The following is an 18,757-nucleotide window of genomic DNA, read 5'->3' as shown; positions in this document are numbered from 1 at the left end:
CCGTACTCGGCAACCCGGACGGGCCAATCGCCTCGCCCACCCCGCCGACGCCGCCTCGTTCCCGGCGCGTCAGCCTTGCAATCGTCATGCAGTGCGAGCCGGTTTGCTATCCCGGCTGTTGCGCATTGTAGCCGGCACGCGACGGCAGGGCCGCGCCGCGCTCAGCAATTGACACCCGGCGCGAGCGCCGTGCAGGCCGCGGCCAGGTCCGGCGGCGGCGCGGCCTCGAAGCGCATCGCCTGGCCGCCGATCGGATGCACGAAGGCCAGCCGGCGCGCGTGAAGAGCCTGCCGCTGCAGGCCGAGGGCCGACGCGCCGCCATAGACCGGATCGGCCACCAGCGCATGGCCGCGCGAGGCCAGGTGGACCCGGATCTGGTGCGTGCGCCCGGTGTGCAGCCGGCAGCGCAGCAGGCTGAAGGCACCGGCCGCCGCCAGGCACTCGACGTCGGTGCGCGCCGGCTTGCCGCCGACCACCACCGCCATGCGCACGCGCGAGACCGGATCGCGCCCGATCGGTGCCTCGATGCTGAAGCTCTGCTCGCGCGGCACGCCGTGCGCGATCGCCAGGTACTCGCGCCCGACCTCGCGCGCGGCGATCGCACGCGTCAGCGCGGTCACCGCCTCCAGCGTCTTGCCGACCACCATCAGGCCGCTGGTGTCCTTGTCGAGCCGGTGCACGATGCCGGCGCGCGGCAGGCTGGCGGCGCCGGCATGGTGCGCGAGCAGCCCGTTGAGCAGCGTGCCCGACCAGTGGCCGGCGGCCGGGTGCACCACCAGCCCGGCCGCCTTGTCGACCACCAGCAGATGCGCGTCCTCGAACACGATGGCGAGCGCCATCGGCTCGGCGACGAAGGCCCGGCTCTGCGGCGTCGGTACCAGGCGCAGCTCGATGCGCTGGCCCGGTGCGACCTTGCGCGAGGCACTGCGCTGCACGCTCGCGTTGACCTGCACCTCGCCCGCCTCGATGAGCTGCTGCAGGTAGTTGCGCGAGAACTCCGGCGCCAGCCGGGTCAGCCACTTGTCGAGGCGCTCGCCGAGCTTGGCATCGCTGCCGACCACGCCGGAGCGCGACTCGCAGGCCTCGTCCTCGCCGGGATCGGCCGTGACTTCCTCGGCGTCGAGGGCCGGACTCGGCTCGGCGTCGGCGTCAGCGTGCGGGTCGGGGTGCGGAACAGGTCGTGGGCGGCTCATATACTTCGGCACTGCCTTCGGACAGGCAGTTCAGGCGAATCATCGGGACCGGTGCCCGGGCGAAGAGAGAACAGATGGCTGAGCGTTGGAATGCGGGCGAGCCCCGCGGCATGTGGACGCGGCTCGCCGCAATGGCCCTGGGCCTGGTGGCGGCGGCCCTGCTGGGTGCCTGCGGCACCAAGGATGACACGTCGGGCATGGCCACCGCCAAATTGTATGAAGAGGCGCGCGAGGAAGCCTCGTCGGGCAACTGGGAGCGTGCATCCAAGCTCTTCGAGAAGCTCGAGGCGCGTGCCGCCGGCACGCCGATGGCGCAGCAGGCCGCGCTCGAACTGGCCTACGCCCAGCACCGGGCCGGCGAGAAGGCCGCGGCGCTGGCCACGATCGAGCGCTTCATCAAGCTCAACCCCTCGAGCCCCGGCCTCGACTACGCCTACTACCTGCAAGGCCTGATCAACTTCAACGAGAACCTCGGCCTGCTCGGATCGCTCGCGCGCCAGGACATGAGCGAGCGCGACCAGCAGGCCTCGCGCGACTCGTACCAGTCGTTCAGGCAACTGGTCACGCAGTTCCCGGCCTCGAAGTACGCAGCCGACGCGACGCTGCGCATGAACTACATCGTGAACTCGCTGGCCCAGTACGAGGTTCACGTGGCGCGCTACTACTACACGCGCGGCGCCTACGTGGCGGCGGCAAACCGGGCCAAGAACACGCTGCAGGAGTTCTCGCAGGCACCGGCCACCGAGGAAGCGCTCTACATCATGACCCTGAGCTACGACAAGCTCGGTCTGCCACAGCTGCGTGACGACGCGCAGCGCGTGCTGCTGCAGAACTTCCCGGAATCGCGCTACGTCAAGGAAGGTTTCGCCGCCCGCGCCACCTCCAAGCCGTGGTGGCAGGTCTGGTAGACGACGCGACGGACGACTCGTGCACGGGGCCCGCGGGCCCCGTTTTCATTGGTGGTCCCGCGCGGCGGCAATCTCGCGCAGCCACGCGATCGCCTCCTGCGGCTCGCCAAGCCGCTTCATCGGCGGCAGCGCCGCCAGCAGCGTCTTGCCGTAGCTGCTGGCGCGCAGCCGCGGGTCGCAGATGACGAGCAGTCCACGGTCGGTCTCGCTGCGGATCAGGCGTCCGGCGCCCTGCTTCAGCGAGACCGCGGCCTCGGCCACGAAATAGCTGGCGAAGGCGTTGCCGCCCTCGGCCTCGATGCGCTTGACGCGCGCCTCGACCAGCGGATCGTTCGGCGGCGGAAAGGGCAGCTTGTCGATCAGCACGCACTGCAGCGCGTCGCCAGGCACATCGATGCCTTCCCAGAAACTCTGCGAGCCGACCAGCACCGCGCGCGGCGCGGCCAGGAAGCGCTGCAGCAGGGAACGCTTGGGCGCGGTGCCCTGCACCAGCACCTCGATAGGCGGCACATCGGCCGCGAAGGACTGCACCAGCGCATCGGCCACCTGCTGCAGCGCGCGCAGCGTGGTGGTCAGCACGAAGGTGCGACCACCGGCGGCGCGTGCGCAATCGGCCGCCAGCGCCGCCACCGCGAGCGGATGCGCCGGCTCGTTGGGCCGCGCAAAACTGGCCGGCACATGCAGCCGCGCGTTGGCCGCGTAGTCGAAGGGACTGGCCACGCGCAGCGTGCGCGCCGCTTCCAGCCCCGCCTGCGCCGTGAACCAGCTCAGGCGCTCGTCGGCGCCGAGCGTGGCCGAGGTGAAGATCCAGGCCTTGGGTGCCAGCGCGATCTGGGCCTGCATCGCCTCGCGCACGTCGAGCGGCGACTCGATCAGGCGCGCACTCAACGAGCCGAGGTCGATCCAGCGCACGCGCCCCGGCGTCACCCGCGCGGCGAACAGGTCGACGCGTCGCATCAGTTCTGTGGATCGCTGCGCGAGGCGATCGAAATCGGGCTGCATCTCGCTCACCGCGTCGAGCGCCTCGGCCGCGGTCGCCAGGCGCTGCGACAGCGCATCGAGCACGGCGGCAAAGCCCTCGCGCACGGCGCGCTCCTCCCAGCGCAGGCGCACGCTGCCGCGCACTTCGCGCATCGGCCCGGCACAGGCCAGGCGCAGCTCGCGCGCGGCGCGATCGAGCTCGGCGGCAATCTCCTGCCAGGGCCGCAGGCCGCGCGCATGTTGCAGGCCGGCGGCGAGCAGGTCGCGCGCGAGGTCGATCAACTGCGTCGTCGCCAGCGTCTGGCCGAGGAAGGCAACGCCGGCCTCGGGCAGCTGGTGCGCCTCGTCGAAGATCGCGATCTCGACCGAGGGCAGCAACTCGGCCAGTCCGGTGTCGCGCAGGCTCAGGTCGGCGAAGAACAGGTGGTGATTGACCACCACCACGTCGGCCGCCATTGCCTCGCGCCGCGCCTTCATCACGTGGCAGCCACGGTACTGCGGACACTCGCTGCCGAGGCAGTTCTCGCGCGAGGAGGTCACCAGCGGGATCACCGGCGAGCGCTCGTCGAGGCCCTCGAGTTCGGCCAGGTCGCCGCTGGCGGTCTGCTGCGCCCATTGCTCGATGCGCGCCAGCGCGCGCACCGCGAAGCGATCCGGCAGCTGCGCCGAGTCGCGTGCCTGCTGCAGGCGATGGGTGCAGAGGTAGCTGGCGCGTCCCTTGAGCAGCGCCATCGACACCGGCACGCCGAGCGCCTGCACCAGGCGCGGCAGGTCGCGCAGGAAGAGCTGATCCTGCAGGCTCTTGGTCGCGGTGCTGATCAGCACCCGCTGGCCCGAGAGCAGCGCCGGCACGAGGTAGGCAAAGGTCTTGCCGACGCCGGTCCCGGCCTCGGCCACCAGCACGCCGCGCGCATCGATGATCTCGGCCACCGCCTGCGCCATCTGCTGCTGCTGCACGCGCTCCAGATAGCCCGGATTGGCACGCGCCAGCGCGCCGTCCTCGGCAAAGGCCGCGGCCACGGCAAGTGCGAGTTCGCTGGGTTCTGGGCTGGCGGGAAGCGCGACCGACGGCGTTTGCGTGACTTCGCTCACGCCGGCTCCGGTGGCTGCAGTTGCAGTTCGAGCGCCGCGATCTGGTCACGCAGCGCGAGGCGGCGCTTCTTCAACCGGCGCAGCATCAGTTCGTCGACGCCCGGTTGCGCCGTGGCCTGGTCGATCAGGCTGTCGAGGTCGGCGTGCTCGATGCGAAGCTCGATCAGCAGGCGATGCGGTGAGCGCAGGTTTTGATCCATCGGCTGGTGCAGCGACACCACACTCACATCTCCCGGGCCCGGCGGGCCGACGGCGCGTGGCCGTGGGAGTGAAGGCAGCGATTATAGTTTTCGACATGACCACATCTCCTCCCGGCTACCGGCTCGCCGCCGCTACCGCGCTTCATCGTGGCGACCGCCAGTACCAGCAGGATCAGGTCGAGTTGCTGCCTCATCCGCGCGTGCCCGGTTGCCTGCTCGCGGTGGTCGCCGACGGCATGGGTGGCAAGAGCGGCGGCCGCAAGGCAGCCGACCAGGTGCAGCTGACCGCCAAGCAGCTCTTCGAGCGATTCACGCCGGGCCGCGAGGACAGCGCCGAGGCGCTCAAGCAATTGGTGCTCGAGTCGCACCTGATGATCAAGCTGACCGCGATCACCGCCGAGGAAGAACCGCACAGCACGGTGGCCGCGTTCCTGATCGATGCCAGCCTCGAATGCCACGTGATCCACGCCGGCGACTCGCGGGTCTACCACTTCCGCGGCCCGGAGATGATGTTCCACACCAAGGACCACTCCTTCGTGCAGCGCCTGGTCGACGAGGGCCAGATCAGCGAGGAAGAGGCCAACTCCCACCCGCAGGCCAACCTGCTGACCGGCTGCCTCGGCACCAACCAGGACCCGCCGGTGGCGGTGACGAGGATCGAGCGGCTCGAGGTGGGCGATTCGCTGCTGGCCTGCTCCGACGGCCTGTGGCACTACTTCACGCCGCGCGAGCTCGGAGCGATCGTCCACACGCTGTCGCCGCGCGAAGCCGGCGAGATGCTCATCAGCAAGGCGCGCCACCGCGCCCGGGGCGGTGGCGACAACCTCTCGCTGGCGCTGGTGCGTGTCGAGGCGCTGAGCTAGGGTTTCGACGCCGGCGGCAGCGGCGCGGCCGGCGGCTTGTCGCCGGCATTGCGCCGCTCGACCTCGGCGCGATGCGCCGCCGCCTCCTCCTGCTTGCGCTGATGGCGCTCGCGCGCCTTCTGCTCCTGCGCGGCGCGCTCGGCCGCGCTGGCCGCGGTCGGCGGCGGCGCCGGCTGACGCGGCAACTTGCCGCTCGCCGTCGGCGCCGGCTTGGGCTGGCGCGGGCTTGCAGGCATCGACGCCGCCTCGCCCGCGCGCACGGCCCGCTCGGCCTTGCCGGTCCCGATCCGCTCGAGTCGTTCCTGCGCCCGCCGCGAGCGCTCCGCCTCGTCGAGCGTGGCGATGCGCGCGTCGATCGGCGCCAGCGCCTCGCGCCTTTCCTTGCGTGCGCGCTCGAGGCAATCGGTGACGAAGAAGCGCTGCTCGCATTCGCGCACCCGCCCCTGGTAGCGGGCCTCGACCTCGCCGCGCGTGACCTGCAGGCGCTGGCGCTCGACCGTGTCGGCACCATCCTCGGCGCGAACGCTCGACATCAGGGCGGGCAGCAGGCCCAGCAGCAAGAGCAGTGCTCTTCTCATGTGAGTCGTGTGTCGACCTCGCGCCGCTCGCGCGCCAGGTACTCGGCGGATTGCATCTCGACCAGGCGCGAGACGGTGCGCGGAAACTCGTGCGCGAGCGGGCCCTCGGTGTAGAGCGCCTCGGGAGGCACCGCGGCCGAGATGACCAGCTTGACCTGGCGGTCATAGAGCACGTCGACCAGCCAGGTGAACCGTCGCGCCTCAGAGGCCAGCCGCGGTGGCATCGCCGGCACGTTGGACAGCAGCACGGTGTGGAATCGGCTCGCGATCTCGAGATAGTCGTTCTGCGAGCGCGGGCCGCCGCAGAGCTGGGCGAAGTCGAACCAGACCACGCCACCGGCGCGCCGGCGGGCGCGAATCTGGCGCTGCTCGATGGCCAGCAGCGGCGGCTCGTCGCCCGCCTCGGCCAGGCGCTCGAAGATCGCCGCGAGTTCGGCCTCGGCCGCGGCATCGGCCGGCGTCAGGTAGAGCCGGGCCTGCTCCAGCGCGCGACGGCGGTAGTCGTTGCCGGCGTCGACATTGATCACCTCCAGCCGCTCCTTCAGCAACTCGATCGCCGGCAGGATGCGGTCGCGATGCAGGCCGTTCGGATAAAGCCCGTCGGGATGGAAGTTCGAGGTCGTGACGATGCTGACGCGGTGCGCGAACATCGCGTCCAGCAGCCGGTGCAGGATCATCGCGTCGGTGACGTCGGCGACGTGGAATTCGTCGAAGCAGATCAAGCGGTGCTTGCGCGACATGCGCCGCGCCAGTTCATCGAGAGGATCGGGCGTGCCCTTGAGCTCGTGCAGTTCGCGGTGCACCTCGCGCATGAACTCGTGAAAGTGCAGGCGCGACTTGCGCTGCAACGGCACCGAGCGGAAGAAGCAGTCCATCAGGAAGCTCTTGCCGCGTCCGACCCCGCCCCACAGGTACACGCCGCGCGGCAGCGGCGGAAAGCGCAGTGCGCGCGTGATGGCGTTGCTGCGGCGCGCCTTGTAGTCGATCCAGCCGTTCTCGCAGCGCTCGAGCGCGTCGACCGCCGCCAGCTGGGCGGCGTCGCTGCGATAGCCCCGCTCGGCGAGGGCCTGCTCGTAGAGCTGGCGAACTCCCATATCAACAGCGGAGCATCGGCTTGCGGCGCATTGCGGTCGTTCGTCTTGGTCGCGCGTGACACTCGAGCGAACCACGCCGCGACCGGGCGGCGGTCTCCACTTCACTGCGGCGGTCCTTCCTGCGGTCGGACTGCGCTGCGGTACTCGGGACCGTGGCCGCGTCGCCGAACTCGCTTCGTTCACTGCGCTCTCTACGCTCAAACAGCGGCGACGAGTCAGAGCACGTACCGCGCTTCGCGCTTGGCCACGGCCCCTGCGTTCCTCGCCGCCGCAGAGGCGCTGCATCCGCCGCCCAGCCGCGGCTTGGCAACAGACAGTGGCGGCACGCGTGTCCCCCGGTCGAGCCGCTCCAGCGTCGTTGGCAACGCCCTGGGCGGGCAGTCGGCGCAGCGCCTCTGTGGCGCCGAGAAGCACAGGGCGCGTGGCCCCGCGCGCAGCGCGGATCGTGAACTGACTCGTCGCGGCTGTCTGAACGCAGCGAGCGCAGTGAGCGAAGTGAGTTCCGCGACGCGGCCATGCGCCCGAGCATCGCAGGGGAGTCGGCGCCTTTGGCCGACCGCCGCAGTGAAGCGCAGCCGGCTGCCCGTCCAGGGCGTTGCTCGCCAGAGCGGTGGAGTGCAGGGCCGAACGACCGCGCCGCGCCGCAAGCAGACACGCAGGCCGCCTCGTTCAGAAGTTCAGCGTCCGCTTGTCGACCGCCAGCGCGGCTTCCTTGGTCGCCTCGCTCAGCGAGGGGTGCGCGTGGCAGATGCGCGCGATGTCCTCGCTGCTGGCCTTGAACTCCATCGCCACCACCGCCTCGGCGATCAGCTCGCTGGCGAAGGGGCCGACGATGTGGACGCCGAGGATTTCGTCGGTCTTGGCATCGGCCAGCATCTTGACCATGCCGGTGGTGTCGCCGAGCGCGCGCGCGCGGCCGTTGGCCATGAACGGGAAGGTGCCGGCGCGGTATTCGCGTCCGGCTTCCTTGAGCTGCTGCTCGGTCTGGCCGACCCAGGCGATCTCGGGGCTGGTGTAGATCACCCACGGGATGGTGTTGAAGTTGACGTGGCCATGCTGGCCGGCGATGCGCTCGGCCACCGCGACGCCCTCTTCCTCGGCCTTGTGCGCGAGCATCGGGCCACGCACCACGTCGCCCACCGCCCAGACGCCGGGCAGGTTGGTGCGGCATTCGTCGTCGACCACCACCATGCCGCGCTCGTCGAGCTTGAGGCCCACGGCCTCAACGTTCAGGCCGATGGTGTTGGCGACGCGCCCGATCGAGACGATCAGCTTGTCGACCGCCAGCGTCTGCACCGCGCCCTTGGCATCGGCGTAGGCGACTGTGACGCCCTTTTTGTCGCTCTTCACCTCGGAGATCTTGACGCCGAGCTCGATCTTCAGGCCCTGCTTGGTGAAGGCCTTGTGCGCCTCCTTGGCGATCTGCTGGTCGACCGCGCCGAGAAACGTGGGCAGCGCCTCGAGCACCGTGACCTCGGCACCGAGGCGACGCCAGACCGAGCCCATCTCGAGGCCGATCACGCCGGAGCCGATCACGCCGAGCCTCTTGGGCACCGCCGGGATGCGCAGCGCGCCGTCGTTGCTGAGGATGTTCTCCTCGTCGAAGGCCGCACCCGGCAACGCGCGCGGGTTGGAGCCGGTGGCGACGATCACGTTCTTCGCGATCAGCGTCTCGGGCTTGTCGCCGGCGACCGCGATCTCGTAGCCGCCATCCACTGCCTTCACGAAGGAGCCACGGCCATGGAAGAAGGCCACCTTGTTCTTCTTGAACAGGTAGAGGATGCCGTCGTTGTTCTGCTTCACGACAGTGTTCTTGCGGCCCAGCATCTTGGCGACGTCGATGCTCAGGTCCTTGAGCCCGATGCCGTGGTCGGCAAAGTGGTGGCCGGCATGCTCGAAGTGCTCGCTCGACTGCAGCAGCGCCTTGCTCGGGATGCAGCCGACGTTGGTGCAGGTCCCGCCGGGCGCCGGGCCGCCCTTGTCGTTCTTCCACTCGTCGATGCAGGCGGTGTTGAAGCCGAGCTGCGCGGCACGGATCGCGGCGATGTAGCCGCCAGGGCCGCCGCCGATGACGACGACGTCGAAACTCTGACTCATGGGATCACTCCGAAGCTGTTGGGGCGACGGCGGCCAACGGCCCCGTCGAGATGGATCAGGCGAGCTCTTCCTCGGGAACGAAGATCCACAGCAGGACGTAGATCAGCGCACCGGTGCCGCCAAAGACCAGCAGCACCGAGGCCAGCAGGCGCCAGATCCAGGCTTCGATGCCGGTGATGGCCCCGAGGCCGCCGCAGACGCCGCCGATCCAGCGGTCGCTGCGCGAGCGGCGAAAGCGCTTGACGGCATCGGCCGCCTCGGCCAGCGGCTCGGGTTCGAGCAGCCTGGCCTTGGCGCGCGCGAACTCCTCGTCGCTGAGCGTGCCGCGCGAGCGCAGCTGTTCCAGGCGTTCCAGTTCGTCCGCGATTGGCATGCGAGCTCCTTGCCTCAGATGTCGAACAGCAGGCGCGCCGGATCTTCCAGCGCTTCCTTCATCGTCACCAGGCCGAGCACCGCCTCGCGGCCGTCGATGATGCGGTGGTCGTAGCTCATCGCGAGGTAGTTGATCGGGCGCACCACAACCTGGCCGTTCTCGACCATCGCGCGGTCCTTGGTCGCGTGCACGCCGAGGATCGCGCTCTGCGGCGGATTGATGATCGGGGTGCTGAGCATCGAGCCGAATACGCCGCCGTTGCTGATCGAGAAGGTGCCGCCCGAGAGGTCGTCCATCGACAGCTTGCCGTCCTTGGCCTTCTGGCCGAACTCGGCGATCTTCTTCTCGATGTCGGCAAAGCTCATCTGGTCGGCGTTGCGGATGATCGGCACCACCAGGCCGCGCGGCGAGCCGACGGCGATGCCGATGTCGAAGTAGCCGTGGTAGACGATGTCGTTGCCGTCGACGCTGGCGTTGAGCACCGGGTACTTCTTCAGCGCCGCGACCGCCGCCTTGACGAAGAAGCTCATGAAGCCGAGCTTGACGCCATGCTCCTTCTCGAACTTCTCCTGGAACTTCTTGCGCATCTCCATCACCGGCGCCATGTTCACCTCGTTGAAGGTGGTCAGGATGGCGTTGGTGGCCTGCGATTGCAGCAGGCGTTCGGCGACGCGTGCGCGCAGGCGGCTCATCGGCACGCGCTGCTCGGGGCGCTCGCCCAGGTTCTGGCCGATCGGCGCCGCCACCGCCGGCAGTGGCCTGGCCACGGCCGCCGACTGCGGCACTGCCACCGGCGCGGCAACAGGGGCCGGCGCGGCCTTGGCGCCGCCTTCGAGCGCACCCAGCACGTCGCCCTTGGTCACACGGCCGTCGCGGCCGGTGCCGGCCACGGAGCCGGCGGCCAACGCGTTGTCGGCCATCAGCTTGGCGGCGGCGGGCATCACGACATCGCCCTTGCTGCCACCGGCGGCGGGCGCTGCGGCGGCGGCCACTGCCGGGGCCGCGGCTGCGGCAGCCGCCGCAGGCGCAGCGGCAACGCCCTTGCCTTCGCTGTCGATCTTGGCGATCACCTGGTCCGAGACCACGGTGCCGCCGTCGCCGACCACGATCTCGGCCAACACGCCGGCGCTCGGCGCCGGCACTTCCAGCACGACCTTGTCGGTCTCGATCTCGATCAGGATCTCGTCGATCGCGACGGCCTCGCCGGCCTTCTTCTTCCACGTCAGCATGGTGGCCTCGGCCACCGACTCGCTCAGCTGGGGAACCTTGACTTCTACGATTGCCATTTGAATGCTTTCTTGTCGGTTCGGGCGGCGCGCCGGCCCCACGGGCGGCGCGCCAGCGCAGGGATCACTTGGTCAGCACGAAGCCCTTGAGCTTGCCGTAGGCCTGGTCGAGCAGCGTCTTCTGCTGCTCCTGGTGCAGGTGGGCGTAACCCACCGCCGGCGAGGCCGAGGCCGCGCGGCCGGCGTAGCCGAGCCTCTGGCCCTCGATCAGGTTCTCGTGGATGTAGTGCTGCACGAAGAACCACGCGCCCTGGTTCTGCGGTTCGTCCTGGCACCAGACGACCTCGGTCGCATTCGGGTACTTCTTCATCTCGGCCGCGAAGGCCTTGTGCGGGAAGGGATAGAGCTGCTCGACGCGCATCACCGCCACGTCGAAGGCCTTCTTCTCCTCGCGCCGCTTGACCAGGTCGTAGTAGACCTTGCCCGAGCAGGCGATCACGCGCTTGACCTTGGCGCCCTCGACCTCGGCATTGAGCTCGCCGATCACGGTGCGGAACTCGCCGCGCGTGAACTCGGCCAGCGACGAGGTCGCGTCCTTGTTCCGCAGCAGCGACTTCGGGGTCATGATGACCAGCGGCTTGCGGAACATGCGCACCTGCTGGCGCCGCAGCAGGTGGAAGATCTGGCTGGCCGTGGTCGGCTGGCAGACCTGCATGTTGTTGTCGGCCGCCAGCTGCATGAAGCGCTCCAGGCGCGCCGAGCTGTGCTCCGGCCCCTGGCCCTCGTAGCCATGCGGCAGCATCAGCGTCAGGCCGTTGGCACGGCCCCACTTCACTTCGCCGGAGGCGAGGAACTGGTCGATCACGACCTGCGCGCCGTTGACGAAGTCGCCGAACTGCGCTTCCCAGATGGTCAGCGTGTTGGGGTCGGCCGACGCGTAGCCGTACTCGAAGCCGAGCACCGCCTCCTCCGACAGCAGCGAGTCGATGACGACGAAGGGTGCCTGGCCGTCGGCCACGTTCTGCAGCGGGATGTAGCTGCCCTCGTCCCAGCGCTCGCGGTTCTGGTCGTGCAGCACCGCGTGACGATGGGTGAAGGTTCCCCGCCCGCAGTCCTCGCCCGAGAGGCGCACCGGATAGCCCGAGGCCACCAGCGAGGCATAGGCCATGTGCTCGCCCATGCCCCAGTCGACGTTGATCTCGCCACGGCCCATCGCGGCGCGGTCGGCGATGACCTTCTCGACCAGCGGATGGACCTTGAAGTTGGGCGGAATCGTCGTGATGCGCTCGGCCAGGCGCTTGAACTCGGCCACCGGCAGCGCGGTGTCGGCGGCATCGGTCCACTTCTTGCCGAGGAAGGGGCTCCAGTCGACCGCGTACTTGCTCTTGTAGTTGGTGAGCACCGGGTCGGTGGTGTGCTTGCCGGCGTCCATCGCGGCGCGGAAGGCCTTCATCATCGCGTCCGGGCCGTCGGCCGGCAGCACGCCCTGCGCCACCAGCTTGTCGGCGTAGAGCTTGCGCGTGCCGGGATGGGCCGCGATCTTCTTGTACATCAGCGGCTGGGTCAGGCTCGGCGTGTCCTGCTCGTTGTGGCCGAGCTTGCGGAAGCAGACGATGTCGACCACCACGTCCTTCTTGAACTGCTGGCGGTAGTCCATCGCGAGCTGGGTGCACAGCACCACCGCCTCGGGATCGTCACCGTTCACGTGCAGCACCGGTGCCTCGATCATCTTGACGACGTCGGTGCAGTACAGCGTCGAGCGCGAGTCGCGCGGGTCGCTGGTGGTAAAGCCGATCTGGTTGTTGATCACCAGGTGCACCGTGCCGCCGGTGTAGTAGCCGCGCGTCTGCGCCAGCGCCAGCGTCTCCATCACCACGCCCTGGCCGGCGAAGGCGGCGTCGCCGTGCACCAGCACCGCGAGCACCTGCGAGCCGGTCTTGTCGCCGCGGCGGTCCATGCGGGCCTTGACGCTGCCCTCGACCACCGGGTTGACGATCTCCAGGTGCGAGGGGTTGAAGGCCAGGCTCAGGTGGACCGGGCCGCCAGGGGTCGTGACATCGCTCGAGAAGCCCTGGTGGTACTTGACGTCGCCCGAGGGCAGATCTTCCTTGGCGGTGTGGTCGAACTCGCTGAACAGGTCTCCCGGCGCCTTGCCCAGGGTGTTGACCAGCACGTTGAGTCGCCCGCGGTGCGCCATGCCGATCACGAACTCCTGCACGCCGCGCTCGCCGCCGCGTTGGATCAACTCGTCGAGCGACGCGATGAAGCTCTCGCCACCCTCGAGCGAGAAGCGCTTCTGGCCGACGTACTTGGTGTGCAGGTAGCGCTCCAGGCCCTCGGCCGCGGTCAGCCGATCCAGCACGTGGATCTTGTCCTCGGCCGAGAAATTCGGCTTGCTGCGGATGCTCTCGAGCCGTTCCTGCCACCAGCGCTTCTCGGCCGGCTCGGTGATGTGCATGAACTCGGCGCCGATGCTGCCGCAGTAGGTCTCGCGAAGCGCCTGCACAATCTCGCGCAGCGTCTGCTGCTCGGCGGTCGTGAAGTAGGTATTGGTGGCGCTGAAGGTGATGTCGAGGTCGGCTTCCGACAGGTCGTAGAAGGCCGGCTCGAGCTCGGGGATCTTGGGCCGCTCGGTGCGCTTGAGCGGATCGAGGTCGGCCCAGCGCGCGCCGAGCGAGCGATAGGCGGCGATCAGCGACTGGACATGGACCTGCTTGCGTGCGACCGCCAGTTCGCTGGCGCTGGCCTTGAGGGCGAAGGCATTGGCCTTGGCGCGCTGGGCGAAGGATTCGACCACCGGGGCATGCGCCACGTCGCGGCTGGTCGAGCCATCGGTGGCCGGGACATGCTGGAGCGCGTCGAAGTACGAGCGCCAGTTGTCGGGCACCGAGCCCGGGTTGTCGAGGTAGGCCTCGTACATCTCTTCGACGTACGGAGCGTTGCCCCCGAACAGATAGGAGTTCGAGCGGTACTGCTGCATCATTTCGCTGACCTTTCGCCCAGGTTTCCGGGGCTCATGGCTGGTTGCTGAACCTTCCGCTTTTCGGCTACACCGGCTGGCGGACAAGCGACCCGCCTTGCTGTTTCGCGCTGATGTCGCGTTAATTCAGGAAGGGTCGGGAAGGACAAATGAAGTCGGGCAAGACTGTATCACCCGGCACCCGGCCTTGCTCTACTGCACCGTACCCGTCGACGGCGGCTGGTTGCTGCTCGGCGTGAACAGCTCGCCCACGTCGACCGCGTCGAAGCGGTAGTGCGCGCCGCAGAACTCGCAACCGACGTCGGCCGTGATCCGTTCCTCGATCAGCGACTCGACCTCGTCCCGGCCCAGGCCGCGCAGCATCGCGCTCACCCGCTCGCGCGAGCAGCGGCAGGCAAAGCGCGGGCCGTCGGCGCCGCGCTGCGGCTCGAAGCGCTGCAGCCGCTCCTCCCAGAACAGGCGGCGCAGGATGGTGTCGACGTCGAGCGTCAGCAACTCCTCGCGCTTGAGCGAAGCGGCCAGGATCGCGATCCGGTTGTAGGCCTCGTCGAGGCCTATGCGGTCCTCGCGCGCGGCGCGCTCGAGGTTGCCCTCGCCCTCGACCGGCAGGCGCTGGATCAGCAGGCCGGCCGCGACCTTGTCGTCGGCGGCCAGGATCAGCCGCGTGTCGAGTTGCTCCGACTGCAGCATGTAGTGCTCGAGCACCGCGCCGATCTCCTGCAGCGGCTCGCCCCGGTCGCCGTGCAGCGCCACCACGCCCTGGTAGGGCTGGACGCCGGGCAGACGCTCCTTGGGATCGAGCGTGATCGCGCAGCGGCCCTTGCCGTGCACGTTGACCATCGCCGCCAGGCGCGCCTCGTCGGCCACCTCCGCCGCCGAGCGCACGGTGGCCGTGGCGCGAAACGCGAGATCCGGCTGCACCTCGACCACCGCCAGTCCGACCGGGCCGTCGCCGTGAATCTGCAGCACCAGCGCACCGTTGAACTTGATGTTCGACTGCATCAGCACGCCGGCCGCCGCCATCTCGCCAAGCAGCGCGCGCACCGGTGGCGGATAGCCGCCGGCCGCGGCACGCCGGCCCAGCAGGTCGGTCCACGACTCGGTCAGGCGCACCAGCATGCCGCGCACCGGCAGGCCTTCGAAGATGAATTTGTGGAGTTCGCTCATGTCATGCTCGTCACGGCCGAAGAATCAAGGTCGTCCGGCGCTCAGCCGACCCGCTTCAGGCCCTTGTTGAATCTGCTGCCGCGCTCGACGTAGCTCAGCGCGCCGAGTTTCAGTCGCGCCAGCTCGGCCTCGTTGAGCGGCCGCACCGCCTTGGCCGGGCTGCCAAGGATCAGCTGGCCATCCTCGAAGACCTTGCCCTCGGTCACCAGCGCGCCAGCGCCGACCAGGCAGTCGCGTCCGATGCGTGCCCCGTTGAGCACCACCGCCTGGATGCCGATCAGCGCGCCGTCGCCGACCGTGCAGCCATGCAGCATCGCCTGGTGGCCGACGGTGACGCCCTCGCCGACCGTGAGCGGGAAGCCCAAGTCGGTGTGCAGCACGGACCCCTCTTGCACGTTCGAGCCCTTGCCGATGCGGATCGGCTCGTTGTCGCCGCGCATCGTGACCTGGCCCCACACGCTGGCGCCCTCGGCGATGTGGATCGCGCCGATCAGCTCGGCGCTCTCGGCGACGTAGGCGCTGGCGTGAACTTCGGGGCGGCGGTCGTCGAGCTGGTAGAGGGCCATGGAGCGTCCAGATGGGGTCAGGGAGCGAGAATTCTAGGAATGTCCATGCCCGAACTGCGCGCCGCCGCGCTGCAACTGCTGCGCGAGCCCGATCCGGCCACCAAGGCGGCCGGCACGCGCGCGCTCTGGGCCGCGCGCGATGGCCTGGTGCTGGACGCGGCGACCGAGCTGTCCGACCCCGGTGCCCTGCCCGGCCGTCCGGCCCTGCCGCGCCTGGTGCCGGCCGACAGGGTGCCGCGCCGCTCACCCTTCACCGCCGAGGGCCGCGCGGCGCTGCTGCACGCGATCGCCCATATCGAGTTCAACGCGATCAACCTCGCGCTCGACGCGGTCTGGCGCTTCGCCGGCATGCCGGACGACTACTACCGCGACTGGCTCCAGGTCGCGGCCGAGGAGGCGCTGCACTTCACGCTGCTTCGCGAGCACCTGCAAGGCTCGCTGCAACGCGACTACGGCGATTTCGGGGCCCACGACGGCCTCTGGCAGATGTGCGAGCGCACCGCAGCCGACGTGCTGGCCCGCATGGCGCTGGTGCCGCGCACGCTCGAGGCACGCGGGCTCGACGCGACGCCGCCGATCCAGGCCAAGCTGCGGCGCGCCGGCGACCTGCGCGCGGTCGAGATCCTCGACATCATCCTGCGCGACGAGATCGGCCACGTGGCGATCGGCAACCGCTGGTACCGCCACCTTTGCGAACTCCAGGGCCTCGATCCGCTTGCGCTCTATCCGCAACTGGTCGAGCGCTACGCCGCACCTCGGCTGCGGCCACCGCTCAACATGGAGGCCCGCCGTGCGGCCGGCTTCAGCCAGGCCGAACTGGACTGGCTCAACTCCTAGAGCGGCGCCATGAAGTAGCGCTTGAGGCCGGCCAGGATCATCTCGACCGCCACCGCGGTCAGCACCAGGCCCATCAGCTTCTCGATCGCCGCTACAACTGAACTGCCGAGCCAGCGCCGGATGCGGTCGGCCAACAACAGCACGATGCCGCTGATCAGCATCGCCACCGTCAGCGCGCCGATCCAGTCGAGCACCCGCTCGGGCTGGCGCGAGGCCAGCAGCAGCACCGTGGCCATCGCCGAGGGGCCGGCCAGCAGCGGCACCGCGAGCGGAAAGATGAAGGGCTCGCCGCCGCGATCGTCGTTGGCGTAGATCTCGCTGCCGCTGGAGAAGATCAACTTCATCGCGATGATCAGCAGGATCACACCGCCGGCCACCTCGAGCGAGCGCTCCGACAGGTGCATCAGGTTGAGGAAGCCCTGGCCGCCGAACATGAACGCGACCAGCACGCCGAAGGCGATCAGCACCTCGCGCACCGCCACCATCGTGCGTCGTTCGGCCGGCACCTTGCGCAGCACCGAGATGAAGATCGGCAGGCTGCCGAAGGGGTCGAGCACCAGCAGCAGCAGCACCAGCGCGGAGATGAAACTGTGGTCCATGCACCGATTGTCTCAGCCGCATCGGCGCGCGGCGCTCATCGCTCAGCGCAGCCCGTAGTCGGCCTGCAACGACTCCACCGTCAGCTCCAGCGTCTCGATCACGACCTCGGCGCCGAGCGCGTTGAGGCTCGAGACGTGATAGGCGCAGGGCCGCGCACCGCCGAAGACCCAGCGATTGGCGTCGGCGCCGCGCTCGTCGAGCAGGACCACCGTCACGCTGCGCGCCGACTTCAGTCGCGGTCGGGTGGCGCGCTGCCACCAGTCGAACCACAGCGGGGAGCCGCTCAGGCCGCGCCGCAGCACGAGCGTGCCCAAGCGCAGCGTCGGCTTCGCATCCGGCGCCGCGCCCGCACCATCGAGCCGGCTCTCGGGCAACAGCACTTCGGTGCAGCCCGTCGCCTCGATGCCCTCGATCTCGACCCGAAAGCGCATGTTGAGGAAGGGCCCGCGCTCGCTCGCGCGCGGCTTACCCGTCGATCGGGTCATGTCATTGCACCCGCTCGATGCCCTCGTTGACGAGTTCCAGCAGCTCGATGAAGACCTCGTTGCCCTGGCCCTTGAGGTCGCTCGGGTCGTACTTGACCGGCCAGGCGTTGCTGACCGCGAAGCGCACCGCGTCCTCGCCAGCCTCGGTCATCACGACGATCGCCACGTTGCGGCGGTTGCTGCGCAGCCCACCGGCGGTGATCGCGGCATGCCACAGATAGAGCTCGCGCGAGGCGCCTTCGGTGGTGACGCCGGCCTTGAGCGTGATGTTGCCGTAGCGCGTGAGCCCGGAGAGCTTGCGCACATGGGTCGGGTCGGTGCCCTCGCGGTAGTCGATCGCCGCGGTGGCGGTCTCGCCGATCACCACCTCGCTGAAGCCGGCCTGCTGCAGGCCGTCGATCTCGAGCCGGAAGCGGAAGTTGCGCAGGGGGTCGTTGCGTGCCACGGGGTACTCCTTCGAGGCTTCGACGGCGTCGATTGGAGGTGCCGTCGGGAGGCCGCGCCATCCCCTTGTCGTGGCCGGCCCGGCTCAGCCGCGCGGGTGGTGCTGCGCGTGCAACTGCTTCAACCGTTCGCGTGCCACGTGGGTGTAGATCTGGGTCGTCGAGATGTCGGCGTGGCCGAGCAGCATCTGCACCGCGCGCAGGTCGGCGCCATGGTTGAGCAGGTGCGTTGCAAAGGCGTGGCGCAGCGTGTGAGGCGACAGCGGCGCCGTGATGCCAGCCGCCCGCGCGTGCTTCTTGACCAGCAGCCAGAAGGCCTGGCGCGTCATCGGCCCGCCGCGCGCGGTGACGAACAGCGCGTCGCTCGCCTGCCCGGCCAGGATCTCGGCCCGTGCCCCGGCCAGGTAGCGCGTCAGCCACGCGTGCGCCTCCTCGCCAAAGGGCAGCATGCGCTCCTTGCTGCCCTTGCCGGTCACGCGCAGCGCGGCCTCGTTCAGCCCGACGTAGGCGGTCTTCAGCGTCACCAACTCGCTCACGCGCAGCCCGCTGGCGTACATCAACTCGATCATCGCGCGATCGCGCAGACCGAGCGGCTGCTCCACGTCGGGTGCCGCCAGCAGCGCCTCCACCTGCGCCTCAGACAGGCTCTTCGGCACCCGCAGCGGCTGGCGTGCCGCCGTCAGCCGCAGCGTCGGGTCGGTGCTGGTCAGGTGCTCGCGCAACGTCCAGCGAAAGAAGCGCCTGAACACGGTGAGCTGGCGGTTGGCGGTGGTGGCGCGGGTCTTGGCATGGCGCGCCAGTGCATAGCCGCGCAGGTCGGTCTCGGTGCTGGTGTCGATCGCCCTGCCGCCGCCGGCCTCGCCCGCCAGCCAGCGCGCGTACAGCGTGAGGTCGCGGCGGTAGGCGGCCAGCGTGTTGCCGCTCAGCCCCTCCTCGATCCAGAGCGCGTCGATGAAGCGATCGATCAGCGCCGCGCTAGCGGGCGGCAGGGGCTGAGGTTCGGGCGCGGCGTTGCTCATCTGGGCCGCCAGTGTGCCAATGAAAAGAGCCGCCTCTCGGCGGCCCCCTGGCGAT

At 69.5% G+C, this 18,757-nt stretch carries 18 protein-coding genes; 3 read left to right on the top strand and 15 right to left on the bottom strand.

Annotated elements, in window-relative coordinates; genetic code table 11:
• Positions 1-161: 161 nt before the first annotated feature.
• A complete protein-coding gene (locus tag EV670_RS17395) occupies positions 162-1,193 on the bottom strand; it encodes an RluA family pseudouridine synthase (RefSeq protein WP_130434526.1) in 1,032 nt (343 codons plus the stop codon).
• Positions 1,194-1,303: 110 nt separating this feature from the next.
• Here EV670_RS17395 and EV670_RS17390 point away from each other — a divergent pair, with 110 nt between their 5' ends.
• Positions 1,304-2,101 (top strand): outer membrane protein assembly factor BamD, encoded by a 798-nt coding sequence (locus EV670_RS17390; protein ID WP_130434656.1) that lies wholly within the window; start codon positions 1,304-1,306, stop codon positions 2,099-2,101.
• Between the two features lie 45 nt (positions 2,102-2,146).
• On the opposite strand, the gene yoaA is transcribed toward EV670_RS17390, so the two are convergent.
• On the bottom strand, positions 2,147-4,174 hold the full coding sequence (gene yoaA, locus EV670_RS17385; protein ID WP_130434524.1) for a DNA repair helicase YoaA: 2,028 nt from the start codon (positions 4,172-4,174) through the stop codon (positions 2,147-2,149).
• A complete protein-coding gene (locus tag EV670_RS17380; RefSeq protein ID WP_130434522.1) occupies positions 4,171-4,374 on the bottom strand; it encodes a YdcH family protein in 204 nt (67 codons plus the stop codon). The genes yoaA and EV670_RS17380 overlap by 4 nt, the downstream gene beginning before the upstream one ends.
• Before the next feature lie 95 nt (positions 4,375-4,469).
• Here EV670_RS17380 and EV670_RS17375 point away from each other — a divergent pair, with 95 nt between their 5' ends.
• Positions 4,470-5,237 carry a PP2C family protein-serine/threonine phosphatase gene (locus EV670_RS17375; RefSeq protein WP_130434520.1) on the top strand — a complete coding sequence of 256 codons (768 nt, stop codon included), beginning with the start codon at positions 4,470-4,472 and terminating at the stop codon, positions 5,235-5,237.
• On the opposite strand, the gene EV670_RS17370 is transcribed toward EV670_RS17375, so the two are convergent.
• The 8 genes from EV670_RS17370 to EV670_RS17335 form a co-directional block, all read right to left on the bottom strand.
• A complete protein-coding gene (locus tag EV670_RS17370; RefSeq protein ID WP_130434518.1) occupies positions 5,234-5,815 on the bottom strand; it encodes a hypothetical protein in 582 nt (193 codons plus the stop codon). The two genes, EV670_RS17375 and EV670_RS17370, sit on opposite strands and share 4 nt — an antisense overlap.
• Positions 5,812-6,909 carry a cell division protein ZapE gene (zapE, locus tag EV670_RS17365; protein ID WP_130434516.1) on the bottom strand — a complete coding sequence of 366 codons (1,098 nt, stop codon included), beginning with the start codon at positions 6,907-6,909 and terminating at the stop codon, positions 5,812-5,814. Before zapE ends, EV670_RS17370 begins: the two co-directional genes overlap by 4 nt.
• Positions 6,910-7,578: 669 nt before the next feature.
• Complete coding sequence (lpdA, locus tag EV670_RS17360; protein WP_130434514.1) at positions 7,579-9,006, bottom strand: dihydrolipoyl dehydrogenase; 1,428 nt, start codon at positions 9,004-9,006, stop codon at positions 7,579-7,581.
• Positions 9,007-9,061: 55 nt separating this feature from the next.
• Positions 9,062-9,379, bottom strand: coding sequence for a PspC domain-containing protein (locus tag EV670_RS17355; protein ID WP_130434512.1), 318 nt, complete (start codon positions 9,377-9,379; stop codon positions 9,062-9,064).
• A 14-nt stretch (positions 9,380-9,393) separates the two neighbouring features.
• Complete coding sequence (gene odhB / locus EV670_RS17350; protein ID WP_130434510.1) at positions 9,394-10,665, bottom strand: 2-oxoglutarate dehydrogenase complex dihydrolipoyllysine-residue succinyltransferase; 1,272 nt, start codon at positions 10,663-10,665, stop codon at positions 9,394-9,396.
• Between the two features lie 64 nt (positions 10,666-10,729).
• Positions 10,730-13,588 carry a 2-oxoglutarate dehydrogenase E1 component gene (locus EV670_RS17345; RefSeq protein ID WP_130434508.1) on the bottom strand — a complete coding sequence of 953 codons (2,859 nt, stop codon included), beginning with the start codon at positions 13,586-13,588 and terminating at the stop codon, positions 10,730-10,732.
• A 189-nt stretch (positions 13,589-13,777) separates the two neighbouring features.
• On the bottom strand, positions 13,778-14,752 hold the full coding sequence (gene hslO, locus EV670_RS17340) for an Hsp33 family molecular chaperone HslO (protein ID WP_130434506.1): 975 nt from the start codon (positions 14,750-14,752) through the stop codon (positions 13,778-13,780).
• Positions 14,753-14,793: 41 nt separating this feature from the next.
• Entirely contained in the window at positions 14,794-15,318 is a 525-nt protein-coding gene (locus EV670_RS17335; protein WP_130434504.1) for a gamma carbonic anhydrase family protein, read from the bottom strand.
• Between the two features lie 39 nt (positions 15,319-15,357).
• Here EV670_RS17335 and EV670_RS17330 point away from each other — a divergent pair, with 39 nt between their 5' ends.
• Positions 15,358-16,155 carry a ferritin-like domain-containing protein gene (locus EV670_RS17330; RefSeq protein ID WP_242617031.1) on the top strand — a complete coding sequence of 266 codons (798 nt, stop codon included), beginning with the start codon at positions 15,358-15,360 and terminating at the stop codon, positions 16,153-16,155.
• Here EV670_RS17330 and EV670_RS17325 read toward each other — a convergent pair.
• From EV670_RS17325 to xerD, 4 genes are all read right to left on the bottom strand, one after another.
• A complete protein-coding gene (locus EV670_RS17325) occupies positions 16,152-16,754 on the bottom strand; it encodes a MarC family protein (RefSeq protein ID WP_130434502.1) in 603 nt (200 codons plus the stop codon). The two genes, EV670_RS17330 and EV670_RS17325, sit on opposite strands and share 4 nt — an antisense overlap.
• 42 nt (positions 16,755-16,796) lie before the next feature.
• Positions 16,797-17,240: a phage tail protein gene (locus EV670_RS17320; protein WP_130434500.1), complete on the bottom strand. Its 444-nt coding sequence runs from the start codon at positions 17,238-17,240 to the stop codon at positions 16,797-16,799.
• A 1-nt stretch (position 17,241) separates the two neighbouring features.
• On the bottom strand, positions 17,242-17,685 hold the full coding sequence (locus EV670_RS17315) for a phage tail protein (protein WP_130434498.1): 444 nt from the start codon (positions 17,683-17,685) through the stop codon (positions 17,242-17,244).
• Positions 17,686-17,769: 84 nt separating this feature from the next.
• Entirely contained in the window at positions 17,770-18,702 is a 933-nt protein-coding gene (gene xerD, locus EV670_RS17310) for a site-specific tyrosine recombinase XerD (protein ID WP_130434496.1), read from the bottom strand.
• Positions 18,703-18,757: the final 55 nt, after the last annotated feature.

Source organism: Rivibacter subsaxonicus (genome assembly GCF_004217215.1).
In the GTDB taxonomy this organism is placed as follows: domain Bacteria; phylum Pseudomonadota; class Gammaproteobacteria; order Burkholderiales; family Burkholderiaceae_C; genus Rivibacter; species Rivibacter subsaxonicus.
This window is presented reverse-complemented; position numbering and strand designations above follow the sequence as displayed.